This window comes from Gemmatimonadota bacterium (genome assembly GCA_009692115.1).
In the GTDB taxonomy this organism is placed as follows: domain Bacteria; phylum Gemmatimonadota; class Gemmatimonadetes; order Gemmatimonadales; family GWC2-71-9; genus SHZU01.
Genome location: SHZU01000008.1, coordinates 132,235 through 147,981 on the forward strand (window position 1 = coordinate 132,235; position 15,747 = coordinate 147,981).

General features: G+C 66.1%; 17 protein-coding genes. 9 read left to right on the top strand and 8 right to left on the bottom strand.

Features of this window, described 5'->3' with window-relative positions; translation table 11 throughout:
* The first annotated feature begins 6 nt into the window (after positions 1-6).
* A complete protein-coding gene (trkD, locus tag EXR94_10835) occupies positions 7-1,887 on the top strand; it encodes a potassium transporter Kup (protein MSR03213.1) in 1,881 nt (626 codons plus the stop codon).
* Between the two features lie 39 nt (positions 1,888-1,926).
* On the opposite strand, the gene msrA is transcribed toward trkD, so the two are convergent.
* Together msrA and acs are read right to left on the bottom strand one after the other, a co-directional pair.
* The gene (msrA, locus tag EXR94_10840; protein MSR03214.1) at positions 1,927-2,460 is read right to left on the bottom strand and encodes a peptide-methionine (S)-S-oxide reductase; all 534 of its coding nucleotides are present in this window, start codon (positions 2,458-2,460) and stop codon (positions 1,927-1,929) included.
* Entirely contained in the window at positions 2,457-4,412 is a 1,956-nt protein-coding gene (gene acs / locus EXR94_10845) for an acetate--CoA ligase (GenBank protein MSR03215.1), read from the bottom strand. Before acs ends, msrA begins: the two co-directional genes overlap by 4 nt.
* A 613-nt stretch (positions 4,413-5,025) precedes the next feature.
* On the opposite strand from acs, the gene EXR94_10850 reads away from it, so the two are divergent.
* From EXR94_10850 to EXR94_10865, 4 genes are read left to right on the top strand one after another with little or no spacing between them, the layout of a single operon-like run.
* A complete protein-coding gene (locus EXR94_10850) occupies positions 5,026-5,739 on the top strand; it encodes an ABC transporter ATP-binding protein (protein MSR03216.1) in 714 nt (237 codons plus the stop codon).
* Positions 5,739-6,413 (top strand): hypothetical protein, encoded by a 675-nt coding sequence (locus EXR94_10855; protein ID MSR03217.1) that lies wholly within the window; start codon positions 5,739-5,741, stop codon positions 6,411-6,413. Before EXR94_10850 ends, EXR94_10855 begins: the two co-directional genes overlap by 1 nt.
* A complete protein-coding gene (locus EXR94_10860; GenBank protein ID MSR03218.1) occupies positions 6,410-7,093 on the top strand; it encodes a hypothetical protein in 684 nt (227 codons plus the stop codon). Before EXR94_10855 ends, EXR94_10860 begins: the two co-directional genes overlap by 4 nt.
* Positions 7,090-7,200 (top strand): CcmD family protein, encoded by a 111-nt coding sequence (locus tag EXR94_10865; GenBank protein MSR03219.1) that lies wholly within the window; start codon positions 7,090-7,092, stop codon positions 7,198-7,200. The genes EXR94_10860 and EXR94_10865 overlap by 4 nt, the downstream gene beginning before the upstream one ends.
* 11 nt (positions 7,201-7,211) lie before the next feature.
* Here EXR94_10865 and fabF read toward each other — a convergent pair whose 3' ends face one another.
* Genes fabF through EXR94_10890 form a run of 5 tightly spaced genes read right to left on the bottom strand, consistent with a single transcriptional unit; the run spans position 7,212 to position 11,551 of the window.
* On the bottom strand, positions 7,212-8,453 hold the full coding sequence (gene fabF, locus EXR94_10870) for a beta-ketoacyl-[acyl-carrier-protein] synthase II (protein MSR03220.1): 1,242 nt from the start codon (positions 8,451-8,453) through the stop codon (positions 7,212-7,214).
* Positions 8,450-8,914, bottom strand: a complete 465-nt coding sequence (locus EXR94_10875) for an SRPBCC family protein (GenBank protein ID MSR03221.1) — start codon at positions 8,912-8,914, stop codon at positions 8,450-8,452. The genes fabF and EXR94_10875 overlap by 4 nt, the downstream gene beginning before the upstream one ends.
* Positions 8,911-9,615, bottom strand: coding sequence for a methyltransferase domain-containing protein (locus tag EXR94_10880; protein ID MSR03222.1), 705 nt, complete (start codon positions 9,613-9,615; stop codon positions 8,911-8,913). Before EXR94_10880 ends, EXR94_10875 begins: the two co-directional genes overlap by 4 nt.
* The gene (locus EXR94_10885; protein MSR03223.1) at positions 9,615-10,910 is read right to left on the bottom strand and encodes a hypothetical protein; all 1,296 of its coding nucleotides are present in this window, start codon (positions 10,908-10,910) and stop codon (positions 9,615-9,617) included. Before EXR94_10885 ends, EXR94_10880 begins: the two co-directional genes overlap by 1 nt.
* Entirely contained in the window at positions 10,793-11,551 is a 759-nt protein-coding gene (locus tag EXR94_10890) for a DUF92 domain-containing protein (GenBank protein MSR03224.1), read from the bottom strand. Before EXR94_10890 ends, EXR94_10885 begins: the two co-directional genes overlap by 118 nt.
* A gap of 79 nt (positions 11,552-11,630) precedes the next feature.
* On the opposite strand from EXR94_10890, the gene EXR94_10895 reads away from it, so the two are divergent.
* From EXR94_10895 to EXR94_10910, 4 genes are read left to right on the top strand one after another with little or no spacing between them, the layout of a single operon-like run.
* Positions 11,631-12,275, top strand: a complete 645-nt coding sequence (locus EXR94_10895) for a hypothetical protein (protein MSR03225.1) — start codon at positions 11,631-11,633, stop codon at positions 12,273-12,275.
* Complete coding sequence (locus EXR94_10900; protein MSR03226.1) at positions 12,272-13,450, top strand: aminopeptidase P family protein; 1,179 nt, start codon at positions 12,272-12,274, stop codon at positions 13,448-13,450. Before EXR94_10895 ends, EXR94_10900 begins: the two co-directional genes overlap by 4 nt.
* Positions 13,451-13,458: 8 nt before the next feature.
* Positions 13,459-14,583 (top strand): hypothetical protein, encoded by a 1,125-nt coding sequence (locus tag EXR94_10905; protein MSR03227.1) that lies wholly within the window; start codon positions 13,459-13,461, stop codon positions 14,581-14,583.
* Positions 14,543-14,776, top strand: a complete 234-nt coding sequence (locus EXR94_10910) for a hypothetical protein (protein MSR03228.1) — start codon at positions 14,543-14,545, stop codon at positions 14,774-14,776. Before EXR94_10905 ends, EXR94_10910 begins: the two co-directional genes overlap by 41 nt.
* On the opposite strand, the gene EXR94_10915 is transcribed toward EXR94_10910, so the two are convergent.
* On the bottom strand, positions 14,773-15,738 hold the full coding sequence (locus tag EXR94_10915) for a protoheme IX farnesyltransferase (protein MSR03229.1): 966 nt from the start codon (positions 15,736-15,738) through the stop codon (positions 14,773-14,775). The genes EXR94_10910 and EXR94_10915 overlap by 4 nt on opposite strands.
* Positions 15,739-15,747 lie beyond the last annotated feature (9 nt).

Genomic DNA, 15,747 nt, shown 5'->3' on the forward strand with positions numbered 1-15,747 from the left:
CTATTCATGAGCGAAGGGCGGGGGGAGCCGACCGGGAAGGCGCTGATTGGGTTGACATTCGGGGCGTTGGGGGTGGTCTACGGCGATATCGGGACCTCGCCGTTGTATGCATTACGGGAGTGTTTTGCCCCGGAGCATGGACTGGCTCCCACACCCGAGAATGTGATTGGGGTTCTCTCGTTGATCCTTTGGTCGCTGATGTTTGTCGTGACCTACAAGTACGTCACGGTCATGCTCAAGGCCGACAACCGGGGCGAGGGAGGGATCCTGGCCCTGTTGGCGCTGGTGCGGGCCGGCGGGGGTAGCGACCGGTTGCGGCGCCGGTTGGTCATGCTGGCGCTGTTTGGGGCGGCCCTGCTGTACGGGGATGGGGTCATTACTCCGCCGGTGTCGGTGCTCGGCGCGCTCGAAGGGGTCAAGGTGGCGGCGCCTGCGTTTCAGCCGTTAATCGTGCCGGTGGCCGTGGTCATTCTACTGGGGTTGTTCGTGATGCAGCGGTTTGGAACCGGCCGGGTCGGGAAGGCTTTTGCGCCGATCATGGTGGTGTGGTTCACCGCGATCGCCCTCTTTGGGGTCATGGCGATTGTTCGCAATCCGATCGTGCTCACGGCGATCAATCCCTGGTACGCTGTCGATTTTTTCATTCGCGACGGCGTGGTCGGGTTCTTGATCCTCGGAGCGGTGGTCCTGGTCTTGACCGGTGGCGAGGCTTTATACGCCGACATGGGCCACTTCGGCCGTCGGCCGATTCGCTTGGCCTGGCTCGGCATGGTGCTCCCAGCCCTGATGCTCAACTACTTCGGCCAAGGCGCCTTGCTCTTGAGCCGCCCCGAGGCGGCGAGCAACCCGTTCTATGAGTTGGTCCCCCGGTTTTTCCTGTATCCGATGATCGTGATTGCTACGCTGGCGGCGATTACCGCGTCGCAGGCTCTGATCTCCGGCTGCTTTTCGCTGACCCGCCAGGCCGTGCAACTCGGTTACAGTCCGAGGGTCACGGTGGTGCATACGTCGCACCACACCGCCGGACAGATCTACGTTCCGGAGGTCAACTGGGCGCTCATGGTGATGTGTTTGCTGTGCGTCGTCGGGTTCCAGAGTTCGGCCAACCTGACCGCAGCCTACGGCATCGCCGTGACCGGGACTATGGCCATCACGACGATCCTGTTCGCCCATGTGGCGTACTACCGGTGGCAGTGGCCGGCCTGGCGGGTGGCGGCGACGACCGGGCTGTTCCTGATCGTCGACCTAGCGTTCTTTGGGGCGAACATGGTCAAGTTCGCCCATGGTGGCTGGTTCCCGTTGGTGCTCGGTGCCGTAGCCTTCGGGCTGATGGCCACGTGGAAGGCAGGCCGGGAAATCGTCTCGGCGGTGACGCGAAGCCCGATGACGATGGAGGAATTCGTCGCCAGTATCGCACGGGGCGACGTCCACCGGGTTCCCGGAACCGGGGTGTTCATGAATTCCGACCCCACCGACGTGCCGCCGATGATGCTCCATCATCTCAAGCACCATGGGGCCCTCAAGGAGCGGGTGATCTTCCTGTCCCTCCTGGTCGAGAACGTGCCCACGATCGACGAAGCGAAACGCCTCATTCATGCCGACCTGACCGGCGGATTCCACCGGCTGGTGGCCCGGTATGGCTTCATGGAGTCACCCGATGTCCCGGCACTCCTACCGCAGCTGGCCCGGTTCGGGATCGTGGTCGGTCCGATGCAGGTGTCTTACTTCCTGGGCCGGGAAACCCTGCTGCCCACCGGCAGCGGCAAGCTGGCTGGTTGGCGAAAACGGCTCTTCATTCTGATGACTCGAAACGCCCAGTCCGCCTCCGGTTTCTTCAACCTGCCCCCGAATCGGGTAGTAGAGATGGGCGCCCAAGTGCAGATCTAAGGGCTCGGCACTCGGCGCCGAGTACCGAGTGCCGAGAACCTAGCTCCTCAAGAGTTCCCCGTATTGTTGCCGGAGTTTCCCGAGTTTGGGGCTGATGTTGAAAGCGCAGTAGGGTTGGTCTGGGTTTCGGCGGTAGTAGTCTTGGTGAGATGGCTCGGCGGGGTAGAAGGGGCCGGCGGGTTCGATGGTGGTGACGATCGGGTCGAGGAAGATCTTGGCGTCCGTTAATTCTTGGATGACGGCTTTGGCGGTGGCGCGCTGGGCGTCGGTGTGCGGGAAGATGGCGGAGCGGTACTGGGTGCCGCTGTCGGCGCCTTGGCGGTTCAAGGTCGTTGGGTCGTGGAAGGTGAAGAATATCTCGAGAAGCTGCCGGTAGGTGATCTGGGCCGGATCAAAGGTGATCTGAATCGCCTCGGCGTGACCGGAGCGGCCGGAGCAGACCTGCTCGTAGGTCGGGTTCTTGACCGACCCGCCGAGGTAGCCGGACGCGACGCGGTCGACGCCCTTCAAACGCTGGAACACGGCTTCCACGCACCAGAAGCATCCGCCGGCCAGGGTCGCGGTCTCTTTCATCCTTCCTCACTCTCGTATTGTTCTTTCAACCGGGCCACCACGTTCGGGTCGGCCAGTGTCGTGGTGTCACCCAAGGTTCGGCCTTCCGCAACGTCCTTGAGCAGGCGGCGCATGATCTTGCCGCTTCGAGTCTTTGGGACATCGGCGACGAAGAAAATGTCGTCCGGCTTGGCGATGGCCCCGATCTTCTTGGCCACGTGGTCCTTGAGATCGTCCTTGAGCTCCGCGGTGGGCAGGTAGCCGTCCTTGAGGATGACGAAGGCCGCCAGCGCCTGGCCCTTCAATTCGTGGGCCTTACCCACCACCGCCGCTTCCGCCACCATCGGGTGGTCTACTAACGCGCTCTCGACCTCCATGGTTCCAATCCGATGCCCCGCCACGTTCAGGACGTCGTCGACGCGGCCGAGGACCCACCAGTAGCCGTCGTCATCAAGCTTGGCCCCGTCGCCGGCGAAATATTTTCCGGGAAACCGGCTCCAGTAGGTTTCTTGGTAGCGGGCGTCGTCCTTGTAGAGGGTCCTGAGCATCGAGGGCCAGGGCTTGGTCAGGACCAAGAATCCTCCCCCTTTGACGATGATCGCACCATGGGAGTCCAGCAGCTTGGCCGAGATGCCGGGTAACGCTCTGGTGGCCGACCCCGGTTTGGTGGTGGTCACCCCCGGCAGCGGGGCGATCATGATGGCGCCGGTTTCGGTCTGCCACCAGGTGTCGACGATGGGGCACCGGCGTTGCCCGATCTGTTCGTGGTACCAGATCCACGCTTCCGGATTGATCGGTTCGCCGACCGATCCTAAGAGCCGGAGGGTTGCCAGGTCGTGGCGCTTGGGGTGGTCGGTGCCCCATTTCATGAAGGCCCGAATGGCGGTCGGGGCGGTGTAGAAGATGGTCACGCCGTAGCGGGCGATTATCTCCCAGAGCCGGTCCCGGCCCGGCCAATCGGGGGCCCCTTCGTACATCATGACCGTGGCGCCGTTTGCCAGGGGACCGTAGACCACGTAGGAATGTCCGGTGACCCAGCCGATGTCGGCGGTGCACCAGAACACGTCATCCTCCTTGAGGTCGAACACCCACCGGCAGGTGGCGGCCACCTGGGTCAGGTACCCGCCCGTGGTGTGAACGATCCCTTTCGGTTTGCCGGTCGTGCCCGACGTGTAGAGGATGAACAGCAGGTCCTCGGCGTCCATCGGCTCAGGCGGGCACTTGGCGCTGGCCTCGCGGACGAGATCGTGCCACCAGAGGTCGCGGCCGGGTTTCATCGTGGCGCCGGCCTCTTGGAAGGCGGTGCCGGCCAGCCGTTGGACGACGATCTGGTGCTTGATCGAGGGACATTCGGCCAGGGCTTGGTCGGTAAACCGCTTGAGCGGGACGATTTGCCCCCGGCGGTAGCCGCCGTCGGAGGTGATGACGGCCACCGCCTCGGCGTCGTTGATCCGGTCGCGGAGCGATTCGGCGGAAAAGCCGCCGAAGATGACCGAATGGACCGCCCCGATCCGGGTACAGGCCAGCATGGCGATGGCCGCCTCCGGAATCATCGGCAGATAGATGGCGACCCGGTCGCCCTTTTTGAGACCGAGTGATTTGAGGGCATTGGCGGCCCGATTGACCTCGCGGGCCAAGTCCCAATAGGTCAGGACCCGGCGGTCGCCCGGTTCACCCTCCCAAATGATGGCGGCCTTGTTCCGCCTCCCGCCACTGACGTGCCGGTCGAGGCAGTTGGCCGACACATTGAGCTTGCCCCCGACGAACCACTGGGCGTGGGGTGGTTGCCAATCCAGGACCCGAGTCCAGGGAGCCATCCATTCGAGGGCCCGGGCCTGGTCGGCCCAGAAGGCTTCTTGGTCCTGGTCTGCGGCGGCATAGAGGTTGAGGCCGGCATTGGCCGCCGCGGCGAAGGCGGCGGAGGGCGGAAACCGGCGTTGCTCGTCGAGCAGAGTCGAAAGTTGCGAGGTCATCGATCGGCTGGGTTAGGGCGTTTGGCACCGAAGATTCACGCCTGAAGAATAACGCGGGGAGCGGGGCGTTGGGGGTGCAGATTGTTGCTTGAGCGGTGCAGTCCGTGGGGCGCGGAGGCCGGTCCAATGCAATCCCCAAAACTCCGAGCGGAGTGCGATGTGGCGCCGATGCCATGAACCGGGCTCCGCCTAACTGAGTTGTTAGTCTGAAGAGCCTTATCCGGTGCTATCGGATGGCACCCTCTTCGCCTTTTGGCGGGGCGGAGGTAGCAACGCATGTCGGCAACAGAAGCAAACGCGCGGGTGGTGCTGGCGCCGGAGGTTCTCGGGCTCGAGAGATCGGGGATCTTTCCGTGATGCGGCGGTCGAGCTGCTGGAGGGGCTCCCCGAGCAGGACGGCACCCTGCTGATCGATTTCGCCAGGACCCGGCGGATCGACTCGGCCGGCTTGGGGGCGCTCATGCTGATCCAGCGGCGGGCGTCGGAGCGGTAGCAGCGGGTGGTGCTCCGCCATCTCCGCGACGAGTTTCGGTTCCTGTCGGTCCTCACCAAACTGGACGACCTGTTCGAAATCGAGGCGACGGCCTGACTATATTCCGGTATCGATCCGCCGATGCCGCTTTCCGAGCAACCTCCTCTTCTTGGTCTTGACCAAGTCTCTCGCCGATTCGGCAATCGAACCGTCGTTGACCAGGTGACCCTGTCGGTCAAGCCCGGGGAATTCCACCTCCTGGTTGGGCCGAACGGTTCCGGAAAATCCACCATCGCCCGGCTCGGTGTCGGTCTGCTGCGGCCGCATCGGGGCACGGCCCGGGTGGCGGGCGCCGATCCGCGGTCGTCCGAAAATGCCCGGCGCCTGATCGGGTACTTGGGCCACGAATCGCAGCTCTACGCGGATCTGACCCCGGTCGAAAACCTCCAGTTTGCGGCTCGGCTCCACGGACTGGCCCAGGTCGATGCGACCGTGGCCGCCATGCTCGACCGCCTCGAGGTGGCCGCTGAGCGGACGATCGCGGTGCGGCGGCTAAGCCGAGGCTATGTCCAGCGAGTCGCGATCTGCCGGTCGCTGATCCACCGGCCCAGTCTCCTGGTCTGGGACGAACCGCTCACTGGGTTGGACCAATCCAGCCTCGATCGGGTGGTTGGCTTGGTGGAGTCAGTGCTGGCGGAGGGCGTGGCCGTCGTGCTGGTGTCGCATGACTTGCCCGAGTTGTGGCGGCTGGCCGGCCGGGTCCACGTCGTCGAGCAAGGCACCATCCGGTTTTCGGCCACGACCGCCACACCGCTGGCCGAGTTCCGCCGCCAGTATGCGGAGCCCGCGCGGTGATGACCCTTCGCGGGGCCCTGGTCATCGCGGCCAAGGACCTCCGGGTCGAGTTGGCGAGCCGGGCGGCCCTGACCAGTGCGGTGACCTTTGCGGTCATGGTGCTTGTCATCTTCAACTTTGCCCGAGACCCCGGCGAAGTCAGCTTGGCAGTGCTGGCCCCGAGCGTGTTGTGGGTCACCTCGGCGTTTGCCGGGGTGGTGACGTTGAATCGTTCGTTTGCTATGGAGCAGGAACACGGCGCGATGGAGGGCCTGCTGCTCGCGCCGGTTGGCCGGAGCGTCATCTATTTCGGGAAATACCTCGCCAACTTGGCTTTTGTCCTCACGGTCAACGCCGTCCTACTGCCGCTCTTCGTGCTGTTCTTCGACGTGGCGCTCACCGGGTCCCTGGCGTGGGTGGCCGGGCTATTGGTATTGGCGGCTGCGGGCTACGTGGCCATTGGGACGGTGCTCGCGGCGATGACCGTCCGGACTCGGTTCGCCGAGCTGATGCTCCCGGTGCTGCTGTTGGCGTTCCTGGTTCCGCCGGTGTTGGTGGGAGTTCAGGCCACGACCCGCTTGCTCGGGGGGCGTCCGGCAGGAGAGATTCTCGGCTGGATTCGGTTCTTGGCTATTTATGACATTGTCTTCATCACGCTCGGCTGGCTCCTTTTTCCGGCGACCATGGACGAATGACCGCAACGAACGAGCATGACAGCCTGATCCGGCGGGGGCTGTGGATCACCACGTTGGCTTTGGTTGCCCTGGGCGGGGTGTTCGCCCAGGCACTATTTCGGACCCCGGTTGAACGGTGGCAGGGGCCGGCCCAGAAGATCCTCTACGTTCATGCCCCCGCCGCGACGATGTCGCTGATGGCCTTCTTGCTGGTCGGGGTGGCGAGTATGGGCTACCTGTTCCTCAAGGACCGCCGGCTCGACACCTTCGCGGAAGCCTCGGCGGAGGTCGGCTTGGCGTTCGGCGCGGTCATGCTGACCACCGGCCCGCTCTGGGCCCGCCCGGTGTGGGGCACGTGGTGGCAATGGGAACCGCGGCTCACCTTGACGCTGCTCTTGGTGCTGCTGTTCGTCGGATACCGGACCATGCGGACGGCCATCGACGACCCGGACGACCGGGCCCGATTCAGCGCCGTGGTCGGGATCATGGCGTTGGTGTTGGTGCCGTTCGTCCACTTGAGCGTGTATTTATTCCGGACGATTCATCCGCAGCCGGTCATCTTCAAACCGAGCGCGCCCTCGTTGCCGTGGGAAATGCTCTGGGTGTTCATCATGTCGATGGCGGCGCATTCGGCGGTCTACGTCGGGTTCGTGACGACCCGGTACGGGATTGGCCGGCGGGCCGCGGCGGAGGCTTCATGAATCCGCCCCAGAATGCCGGGTACATGATCGCGGCCTATTCGGTGGCGTCGGTCCTGCTACTTGGGTACGCCGTCAGTTTGTTTCGCCGGTATCGTTCCCGGAAGTAGTCCTCCGCCGCTCAGGCCCGCTGGAACACCAGGGCGGCGTTGATTCCTCCGAAGCCAAACGAATTGCTCATGATGAACTCCGGGTCGGCCCCGCGGCCGGTGCCCGGGGTGTAATCGAGATCACAGGCCGGATCGGCCACGGCCAAGTTGACCGTAGGCGGGATCCACTTCCGGCTGGTGGCCAAGCAGCAGATGGCGGCCTCGAACGCGCCGCTCGCGCCTAACGCGTGGCCGTAGTAGCCTTTGGTTCCGCTGATCCGGACCCGGCTTGCCGCCGGACCGAGCGCCGTCTTGATGGCCAGCGTTTCGGTCGGGTCGTTCAGCCCGGTGGACGAGCCGTGGGCGTTCAGGTAGCCGATGTCCGACGGTTGGATGGCCGCGCTTCGGAGCGCCATCGTCATGGCCCGGGCGGCCTGGCTCCCGTCCGGGAGCGGCGCCGCCATGTGATGGGCGTCATTGGTGAGCCCGAACCCGACAACCTCGGCGTAGATTCGGGCGCCCCGCGCCATCGCCCGCTCCCGTTCCTCCACGATCAAGACCGCCGCCCCCTCGGCCATGACGAAGCCGTCGCGGTCCTGGTCGAACGGCCGGCTGGCGGTGGCCGGGTCGTCGTTCCGGGTCGACATGGCCCGGATGATCGAGAACGCGCCGTAGGTGAGGGGCGCGAGCGGCGCCTCCGATCCCCCGGCAAAAATCAGATCGGCCTCGTCCCGCTGAATAGTCCGGAACGCCTCGCCGATGGCGATTGCGCCCGACGCGCAACTCATCCCATTGGTGATGTTGGGGCCGTTCAGACCGAAGTCGATGGCCAGATTGCAGCTCGACGCCCCGGCAAACACCGTCAGCGCCACACCCGGGTCGACTGCCCGGACCCCCCCGGCCAGGTACCGTTCGTGCTGGGCTTCGGCCAATGCCACGCCGCCTAACGCCGTTCCCATCATCGCGCCGATCCGGTTCCGGTCCTCGGCTTGGAGCCGGATGCCGCTGTCCTCGAGCGCCATCTTGGCCGAGGCCAGGGCGAGTTGCGAACACCGGTCCATGCGTTTCGATCGTTTAGCGCCGAGGTATTCGACCGGGTCGAAGTCGTCGACCTGGGCAGCGAGGTGGCTCTTGAACGGCGTCGGATCGAACCGGTTCACCACTCGGACCGCCGACCGCTCAGCCCGGAGGCCCTGCCACAACCCCTCGACGCCGACCCCGATCGGGGTGACGGCGCCGATCCCGGAAATAACGACCCGGCGGCGGGCGGTCATCGGGGTCCGGCCAAACTCCGGCCAATGCCGGCCAGGGTCCGCGCGGCAATGCCATGGACGAATACCGGCAGGATGACCCATTGGGCGGCGGGCCGACGGATCAACGGCCACGCGGGCCCGTTCCAGTCATGGATCAAATCCACGTGGGTCATCTTTCCTTGGGTCGTAAGGCGCCACACGACATCCATGCCGGTGGTGATGCCGCGGATGTGACGGTACCGGACCTCGAACCGGGGCCGGTCAATCCACATCTCCGAGGTCCACCAGGTCGGCCAATTGAACGGCCCGAACGGACGGTTGGCCGACATCTCGACGATCGTGGTGCCGTCGGGGCGCCGCTCCCGGATCGTAACCCATCGATAGTGGGGCAAGATCACCGGCCACCGTTCGACATCAGCGGCGGCGTCGAAGACCTGCTCGATCGGGGCCTCGATGTCGATCACGTCAACGACACGCATCATGGGCTGGCGCTCCAAGTGGCCACCACTCGGGCGCCGAGAGAGGCGGTGACGGTCGGCTGGAATCCGGCCGCTTCGATGACCGCGGTCAAGTCGGCGGGGCGAAAACCCCGCTGCAATGAGGTCATGCCATCCACCCTGGTATAGTGGTCGAATCCAAGGATCCGGCTTCCCAACCCAAAGGCGGCGGCGGCCCACCCGGTCCGTCGCAAGTCTGCGAGAATGACGCCGAGGCGGGCGGTGCGGCTGGCTTCGCGACAGAGCCGGATGATACCCTCGCCCGAGAAGTGGTGGGCGAACTGACTCATGACCACCAAGTCGAAGGTCCGGTCGGCAAATGGGAGCTGGAACGCGTCGGCCACGGCGGCCGGAACCCCGTTGGCTCGGGCCAGCGGAGGGGCGGCCCGGTGCCAGTCGACGCCGGTTGCGTTCAACCGGATGCCCCGGCGGCCGAGCCACATGGCCAGGGCCCGGGGAATGTCCCCTTCGCCGGTGCCGATGTCGAGCAGCTTGAGCTCAACCGGTCGTCTCGATCCGAGGAGCCGGGAAATCCCGGCTTTGACGGCCAAGACCCCGCCGAACCACCGGTTCGATCGGGCCAAATGGCGGAGGGATTCCCGGACCAGCGCCGGGTCGGCCTGTCGATCGTCGAGGAGTTCAACGCCGATCGGGGACGCCAGGTCAGGTTGGAGGAGTCGGCTCATCAGATGACCAGGGCGGAAAGGAACCGAGGATTCAGGACCGCGCGGGCCGGGAGGACATCACCGGTGACCCCGACGAGGGTGTGCGCCATCCCGCGCCGTTCGAGCTGGCTGACGGCCCGGTCAAACAGAGCCGGCGCCAGCATCCCATAGCCGATCATCCGTTCCACGATCCACTTGCCCCCGAAGGTGCTCCGGCGAGCCTGTTGGTAGGGCAGGAGGTGGCGGGTGGTCGGATACTCGGTTGCCCCCAACGCGGCCAGCGCCACGGGTGCCGCCAACCCGGCCCCGCGGAGGGCGGCGCAAATCCCCTCGCCGGTGAAGGGGTCGAAGAAGTCCGCCGCGTCGCCCAGCACCATGGCCCCGTCGGCAATCACCTGCCGGGACCGGACTGCAAACGGTCCGGCCGTCATGACCCGCCTAACGACCGCGCCGCGCCGGACGCGGCCCCGGACCCGGTCGAACCGGTCGAGCATCCCGAAAAAGAATTCGGTGGGATCTTGGCCGGCCGTGCGGACTTCATGGCGGGAGGCGACGACGGCGACGTTGGCGAGGTCCTCGCCGATTCGATTGAGTCCGACATAGCCTCCCGGGCCGACGTGCATCTCGGTCAGGGCAAGGTCGGGTACGCCGGACACATGGGCCACGAACCCATAACGCCGGAGCGGTTCGTGGCGGCGGCCGCCGAGCAACCGGGCGGTCACCGAATGGAGTCCGTCGGCCCCGATGACGAGCCGCGCCGGGATCGCGGTGGGGCGGCCGTTTTGAGATCCGATGGCCCCCTTGATCTGGCCTTGGTCCCGGATCAGGTCGACCATCTTGGTGCGTTCGAGGACGTCGACCCCCGCCCGCCGGGCGGCATCGACCAGAATGGCATCGAGGACGCGGCGGGGCAGGGAAATACCCGCGGTTCCGGGGGGCACCCCGGCCACCTTGGCAAAGAGTCCGGTCAGCGAGGAGCCTCGGGGCCCGAACACCTGGGTGCCGTAGAGCGGCACGGCGTGGCGAAGGACCTCCGGCAGGACGCCGATCAGGTCGAGTTGCCGGACGGTTTGGGGGCTCATGAACTCGGAGCAGGTCTTTTCTCGGGGAAACACCGCCCGATCCACGGCCACCACTCGAAGCCCGGCCTGGGCCAAACGAATGGCCGCCGCGGCCCCACCGGGCCCGAGGCCCACGATCAGGACGTCGGCCACCGCGCCAGTCCCGCCCCGAAGGCCGCCACCGTCGTGGTGAAGTTCACGAGGTCGTTGTCGAGCCACGCCCACCCCGCCGTCCGGACCGCCCGGGTGCCGCAGCGATGAATCCGCCGCTCGGTCGGTTGGTTACACGCGCCGCACCAGAATCGACCCTGGAGGGCCGAGCCGAGGACCGAATCGAACAACATCCCAACCATTCCGATCGCGGCCGCAGTGACCCCGAGCCTCAGGCTCTGGCTGGCCACCCCGCCCACGGCCCCAATGAAACCAGCCCCCACGACCCCGCCCGTTGTTCCAAGCCACGTGATCCCACCACTCGTCCCCGGCTCCACCACCGTGAACCTGAGAATGTCCCGCGGCGGTCGGCGGCTCCGCCCCCCAAACGACGTAGCCCAGGTATCCGCCGCCGCCGCCGCCAGCACGATGGTCAGCAACCAAATCCCAATGCCAGGCACCCAAAATTCCCCCAGAGCCCCCACCGTCGCGACCCCGCCATTGGCCACGACCTGCCGCCACCCCCGCCCCCCAACATCCACCTGCTCCCCGCCGAGTGCCGAGTGCCGAGCGCCGAGTGCCGAGGCAAATGCCCCAAGCACGGCGCAGCCGGCCCAACCAGTGGGCCAGAGCACCAGCGTCCCGACCATCGTCGCGGCAAGAGCGCCCCACCGACTCAGCGTTCGGGCCCGCCAGGCCACGAGCGCAATGGCTGTGGACACCAGAACCGCCAGGCTGAAGGACATCGCGGGAATCTAACTCCCCTTGGTGTGGCGCATCTCCGACCTTAAGTTGCCCGTCCAGCATGACCTGCCCCAACATCCCGTGAGTATCCCGACCACCGTCCACGCGGTCGTCCCGCTGACGCTGCTCGAAGCGATCCGCAACCTGGACACGCCGCTGAACGATGGCCTTCCCGCCGAGTTCGCGCAGGAGACGTTCGCCAAACGGCTCGGCCTGACCTCGACAGTGGCCGCTCAGATCGAGCGGTACCGGGAGATGGCCGATCGCGGGGCCCAGGTTACCGACGACGAGGCCGTTCAGGTGTTCCGGCTGGTGGGCCGTCGGGCCGACGCCACCCTGGCGTTTTCCGATGCCGGCCGCCGCGCCGCCAGGTACGCCGCCCGGACCCGGGGCGGGACGCCGTCGATGGGGTGGCGGGTGTTTCCGCGGTCGGTTCGGCGCCGAGCGGGTGAACGAGCGGCCGCCCGGGCGCTCCTCAACGTGTTCCGCCTCGAGTTGACCCGCGCACCGACCGGGTTGGCGGTTCGGTTGGCGGATTCTCTGGCCACCCGCGCCGGGTTCGAGGGCGCCGGCTGCTATTTTTATAGCGCCATGGTGGCCGAGATCCTCCGGGTTACCAGCGGGTTTGAGGGATCGATGATCCACGAACGGTGCCGGTCCCGAGGGGACGACGCCTGCCGGTGGAAAACGGCGGAACCAGATCAACGTTGGCAGGAGGCGGGATGAAACACCTGGCCGGGTTGGACCGGATGGCGCTTCGCGACGGCTTGACCACCGCGGGCGCCGAGGGATGGTTGCTGTTTGATTTCCGGGGCACCAACCCGATCGCGCTCCGGATGCTCGGCGTCAAGCCCGGTACCCGGCGGTTGTTCGTCTACCTGCCGAAAGACGGACCACCGATTGCGGTGGCGCACAAGATCGAACTCCAGCAGTTTGCGGAGTTTCCCGGCCGGATCCTTCCGTACGCTCGATGGCAGGAACTGGAGGCGGCGCTCCGCGAGGTGATCGGCGGGAAGACCGTGGCCATGGAAATCTCGAATCGGGATACCGTGCCGTATCTCGACCGGGTGCCGTTCGGGGTGGTCGAAATGATTCAATCCCTCGGCGCGACCGTGGTATCGAGCGGACCGCTGGTGACCCAATTCACGGCTCGATGGTCGGCGTCGGAGACCCGGGACCATCTCGAGGCCGCCGAGGTGGTGGCCCGGGTGGCTAAGCAGGTGATGGCCGAGACGGTCTCCGAGGGTGGGAAATCCGTCACGGAGTCGGGGGTGCAGCGGCGGGTCATCGAGTTGCTCGAACACTCGGGGGTTCGGGTCGATCCCGGTCACCTCCCGATCATCGGCTTTGGGCCCAATGCCGCCAACCCGCACTACGCGCCCGAGGCGGGACACGACCGTACTCTCGGGAACGATGAAGTGGTCCTGATCGACCTGTTCGGCGGGAAGACCCTGGAGACGGTGTTTGCCGATCAGACCTGGATGGGGTTCAGCGGCCGCCAGCCTCCCGAGGAGGTTCTCCGGGTTTGGGACACCGTGCGGGATGCCCGGGATGCCGCGCTAGCCTGCGTGTGGCGGGCGGCGCGGGAGAAACGTCCCATTAGAGGGTTCGAAGTTGATCGGGCGGCCCGGGATGTCATCGAGGGCGCCGGCTATGGCGAGTTTTTCGTCCACCGGACCGGACATTCGATCGATCGCGACCTCCATGGATCCGGGCCCCATTGCGACGACTACGAAACCAGGGACGACCGGTTGATCGTGCCGGGGGTCGGGTTTTCAGTGGAGCCCGGCATCTATCTCCCGGGTCGGTTCGGGGTCCGGAGCGAGGTCAACGTGTTCTGGTCACCCGAGGGTCCGGTCGTCACGCCGAGTGAACTGCAGCGGAATCTGATCTTGCCATAGAGGGTGCGATGCTCGGAGTGTGGTTCAGCGTGGCCATGGCCGCGGCCCCTGCCGACACCGGTTTTCTGGTTCGGGCTGTCCGGTCGTACCGCGCCGACCCGGGCCGATCTCCCGGTCAAACCCATGTCACCGCCTTCCTTCAGATCCCGGCCGATTTGCCAAGTCCCGGCGCGGCCGGGGAAGCGTCGCTGGCCCTCACGGTCAGGATCCTTGATTCGACTGGCGCCGCGCTCTATCCCCAATCCTGGCAGCGCCGGACCTCGGTACCCTTTCCCCGGGGCGACGCCGACCGGCTTGATCTGATCCGGTTTACCCTCGGTGCCGGCCGGTATCGGCTCGAGGCCAGTGTGGTTGATTCGGTCTCGGGACGCCGGCTCGATTCGAGCGCCGAGATCGACGGCTACCCCGAGCCACCCAGTGCGTCCGACTTGATGATCAGTCCGTGGCTTCGTCCCGTGGCCTTGGTCGATACGATTCCCCAGCCCGGCGAGTTCCGCCGGGGTGGTTTGATCCTGGCCATCGCTCCGGAAGTCGTGGTGGGTGGCGCGACCGCTTCGGTGGCCTATCTGCTCGAGACCTACGCCGGTACCGCCACCGACGGCCGGCTGACCCTGGCCTTCCTCGACCGGGGCGGGGCGGAACGCAAGCGGGTGGGACCGACGGCCCTCAAGGTGGTGGCTGGGGTCGGACTCCTGACCGGGCAACTGGAGATCGGGAACTTGGAGGCGGGGTCCTACCGGCTTCGGGCCACCGTTGAATTGGATGGGGTGGCCACGATGCGGGAGGCCTCGTTCGCGGTGGACCCCGCGGTGGCCAATGCGCCGCCGGCCCTGCCGGATGAAACCTACTTTGGCGGGCTGGGCGCCGGCGCGCTCGATCAGGCGTTCGCGCCGCTCTCGGTCATTGCCCGACCGGATCAATTGGCGGCATTCTGGCAGGGCCGCGACCCGACTCCGCAGACCACCGGGAACGAGCGACGGGCCCAGCTCTACGCCGGGGTTGGGTACGCCAATGCGTTCTATGGCGCCGCCCGCCGCCGGCTGGCAGACCGACCGGGGCCGGATCTTTCTGCGGGAGGGGTTGCCGCCCCAGGTGCTCCGGCGGGAACAGCGCGGGACGGTGCCCTGGTATGAGGTCTGGCGGTATTTCGATCCGGTCAGCCGGTTCTACGTCTTCGTCGACCGGGGCCCGTTAGGCGGCGCCATGTTGGTGCGGTCGAATGATGGCCGGGAGCCAGCGGAGCGGCGGTGGCAGGAGATTCTGGCGCCGGCGGGGGTCAAAGAAGTAGTGGCGTTCCTGGGCCGGGCGGTGCTCAGTCCGACCTAGTGGCCGAGGTGTTCAGCCGGCCCGTCGGTAACCCGGGAGACGTCGAGTCGGGTCGGTGCGGGCTCCCGGTGTCCAAAGGGCAGGGTCCGGTCGACGCCCATCGCGACGAACAGCAGCGCCAAATACAGCAGCGAGTAGCGGTACATCTTCCAGGCGGTCGGGGTTACCCCGGGCTCCTTAAGTAACCGCCAGCAATACCACAAGAGCCGGCCGCCCAAGGCCAGCGCCACGAGCCCGTAGACCACCCCCTGGGTGCCCACGATCGTCGGCAGGATCGTGAGCGGCAGAAGTAGGACGGTGTAGGCGAGCATTTGCCGCTTGGTGTATTCGTTGCCTTTGACGACCGGCATCATCGGGACGCCGACCTTGGCGTAGTCGCCCTGTTTGACGAGTGCGAGGGCCCAGAAATGGGGCGGCGTCCAATAGAAGATGATGGCAAACAGAGTCAGGGCCGCGAAGTCGATCGTGTTGGTCATGGCGGCCCATCCGACGAGCGGCGGGAACGCACCGGCCGCGCCGCCGATCACGATATTGAGGTGGGTGGACCGCTTGAGCCACACGGTGTAGATGAACACGTAGAAGAGAAATCCGCCGAGGGCGAGCCACGCCGAAAGCGGATTGACCAGGTTCCAGAAGAGCGCAAAGGCAATGGTAGCGAGCGAGAGGCCGAAGGCGAGGCCAGCGCCGGCCGAGAGCCGGCCCGAAGGAATCGGGCGGCTCTGGGTCCGGGCCATCAGCCGATCGATGTCGCGGTCAAACCACATGTTGACCGTGTTGGCCCCACCCGCCATCAAATAGCCCGCGAGCGCCACCCAGCCAATCAGACTCCAACTCGGGATGCCCTGGTCGGTGATGAACATCGGGGCGATCGTCGTCAGCAACAGCAACGAAATGATTCGGGGCTTGGTCAGGGTTACGAGATCGGCGAGAAGAGACACAGTGGCAGTCGGCGCTTGAGGGATCGAGGGCTA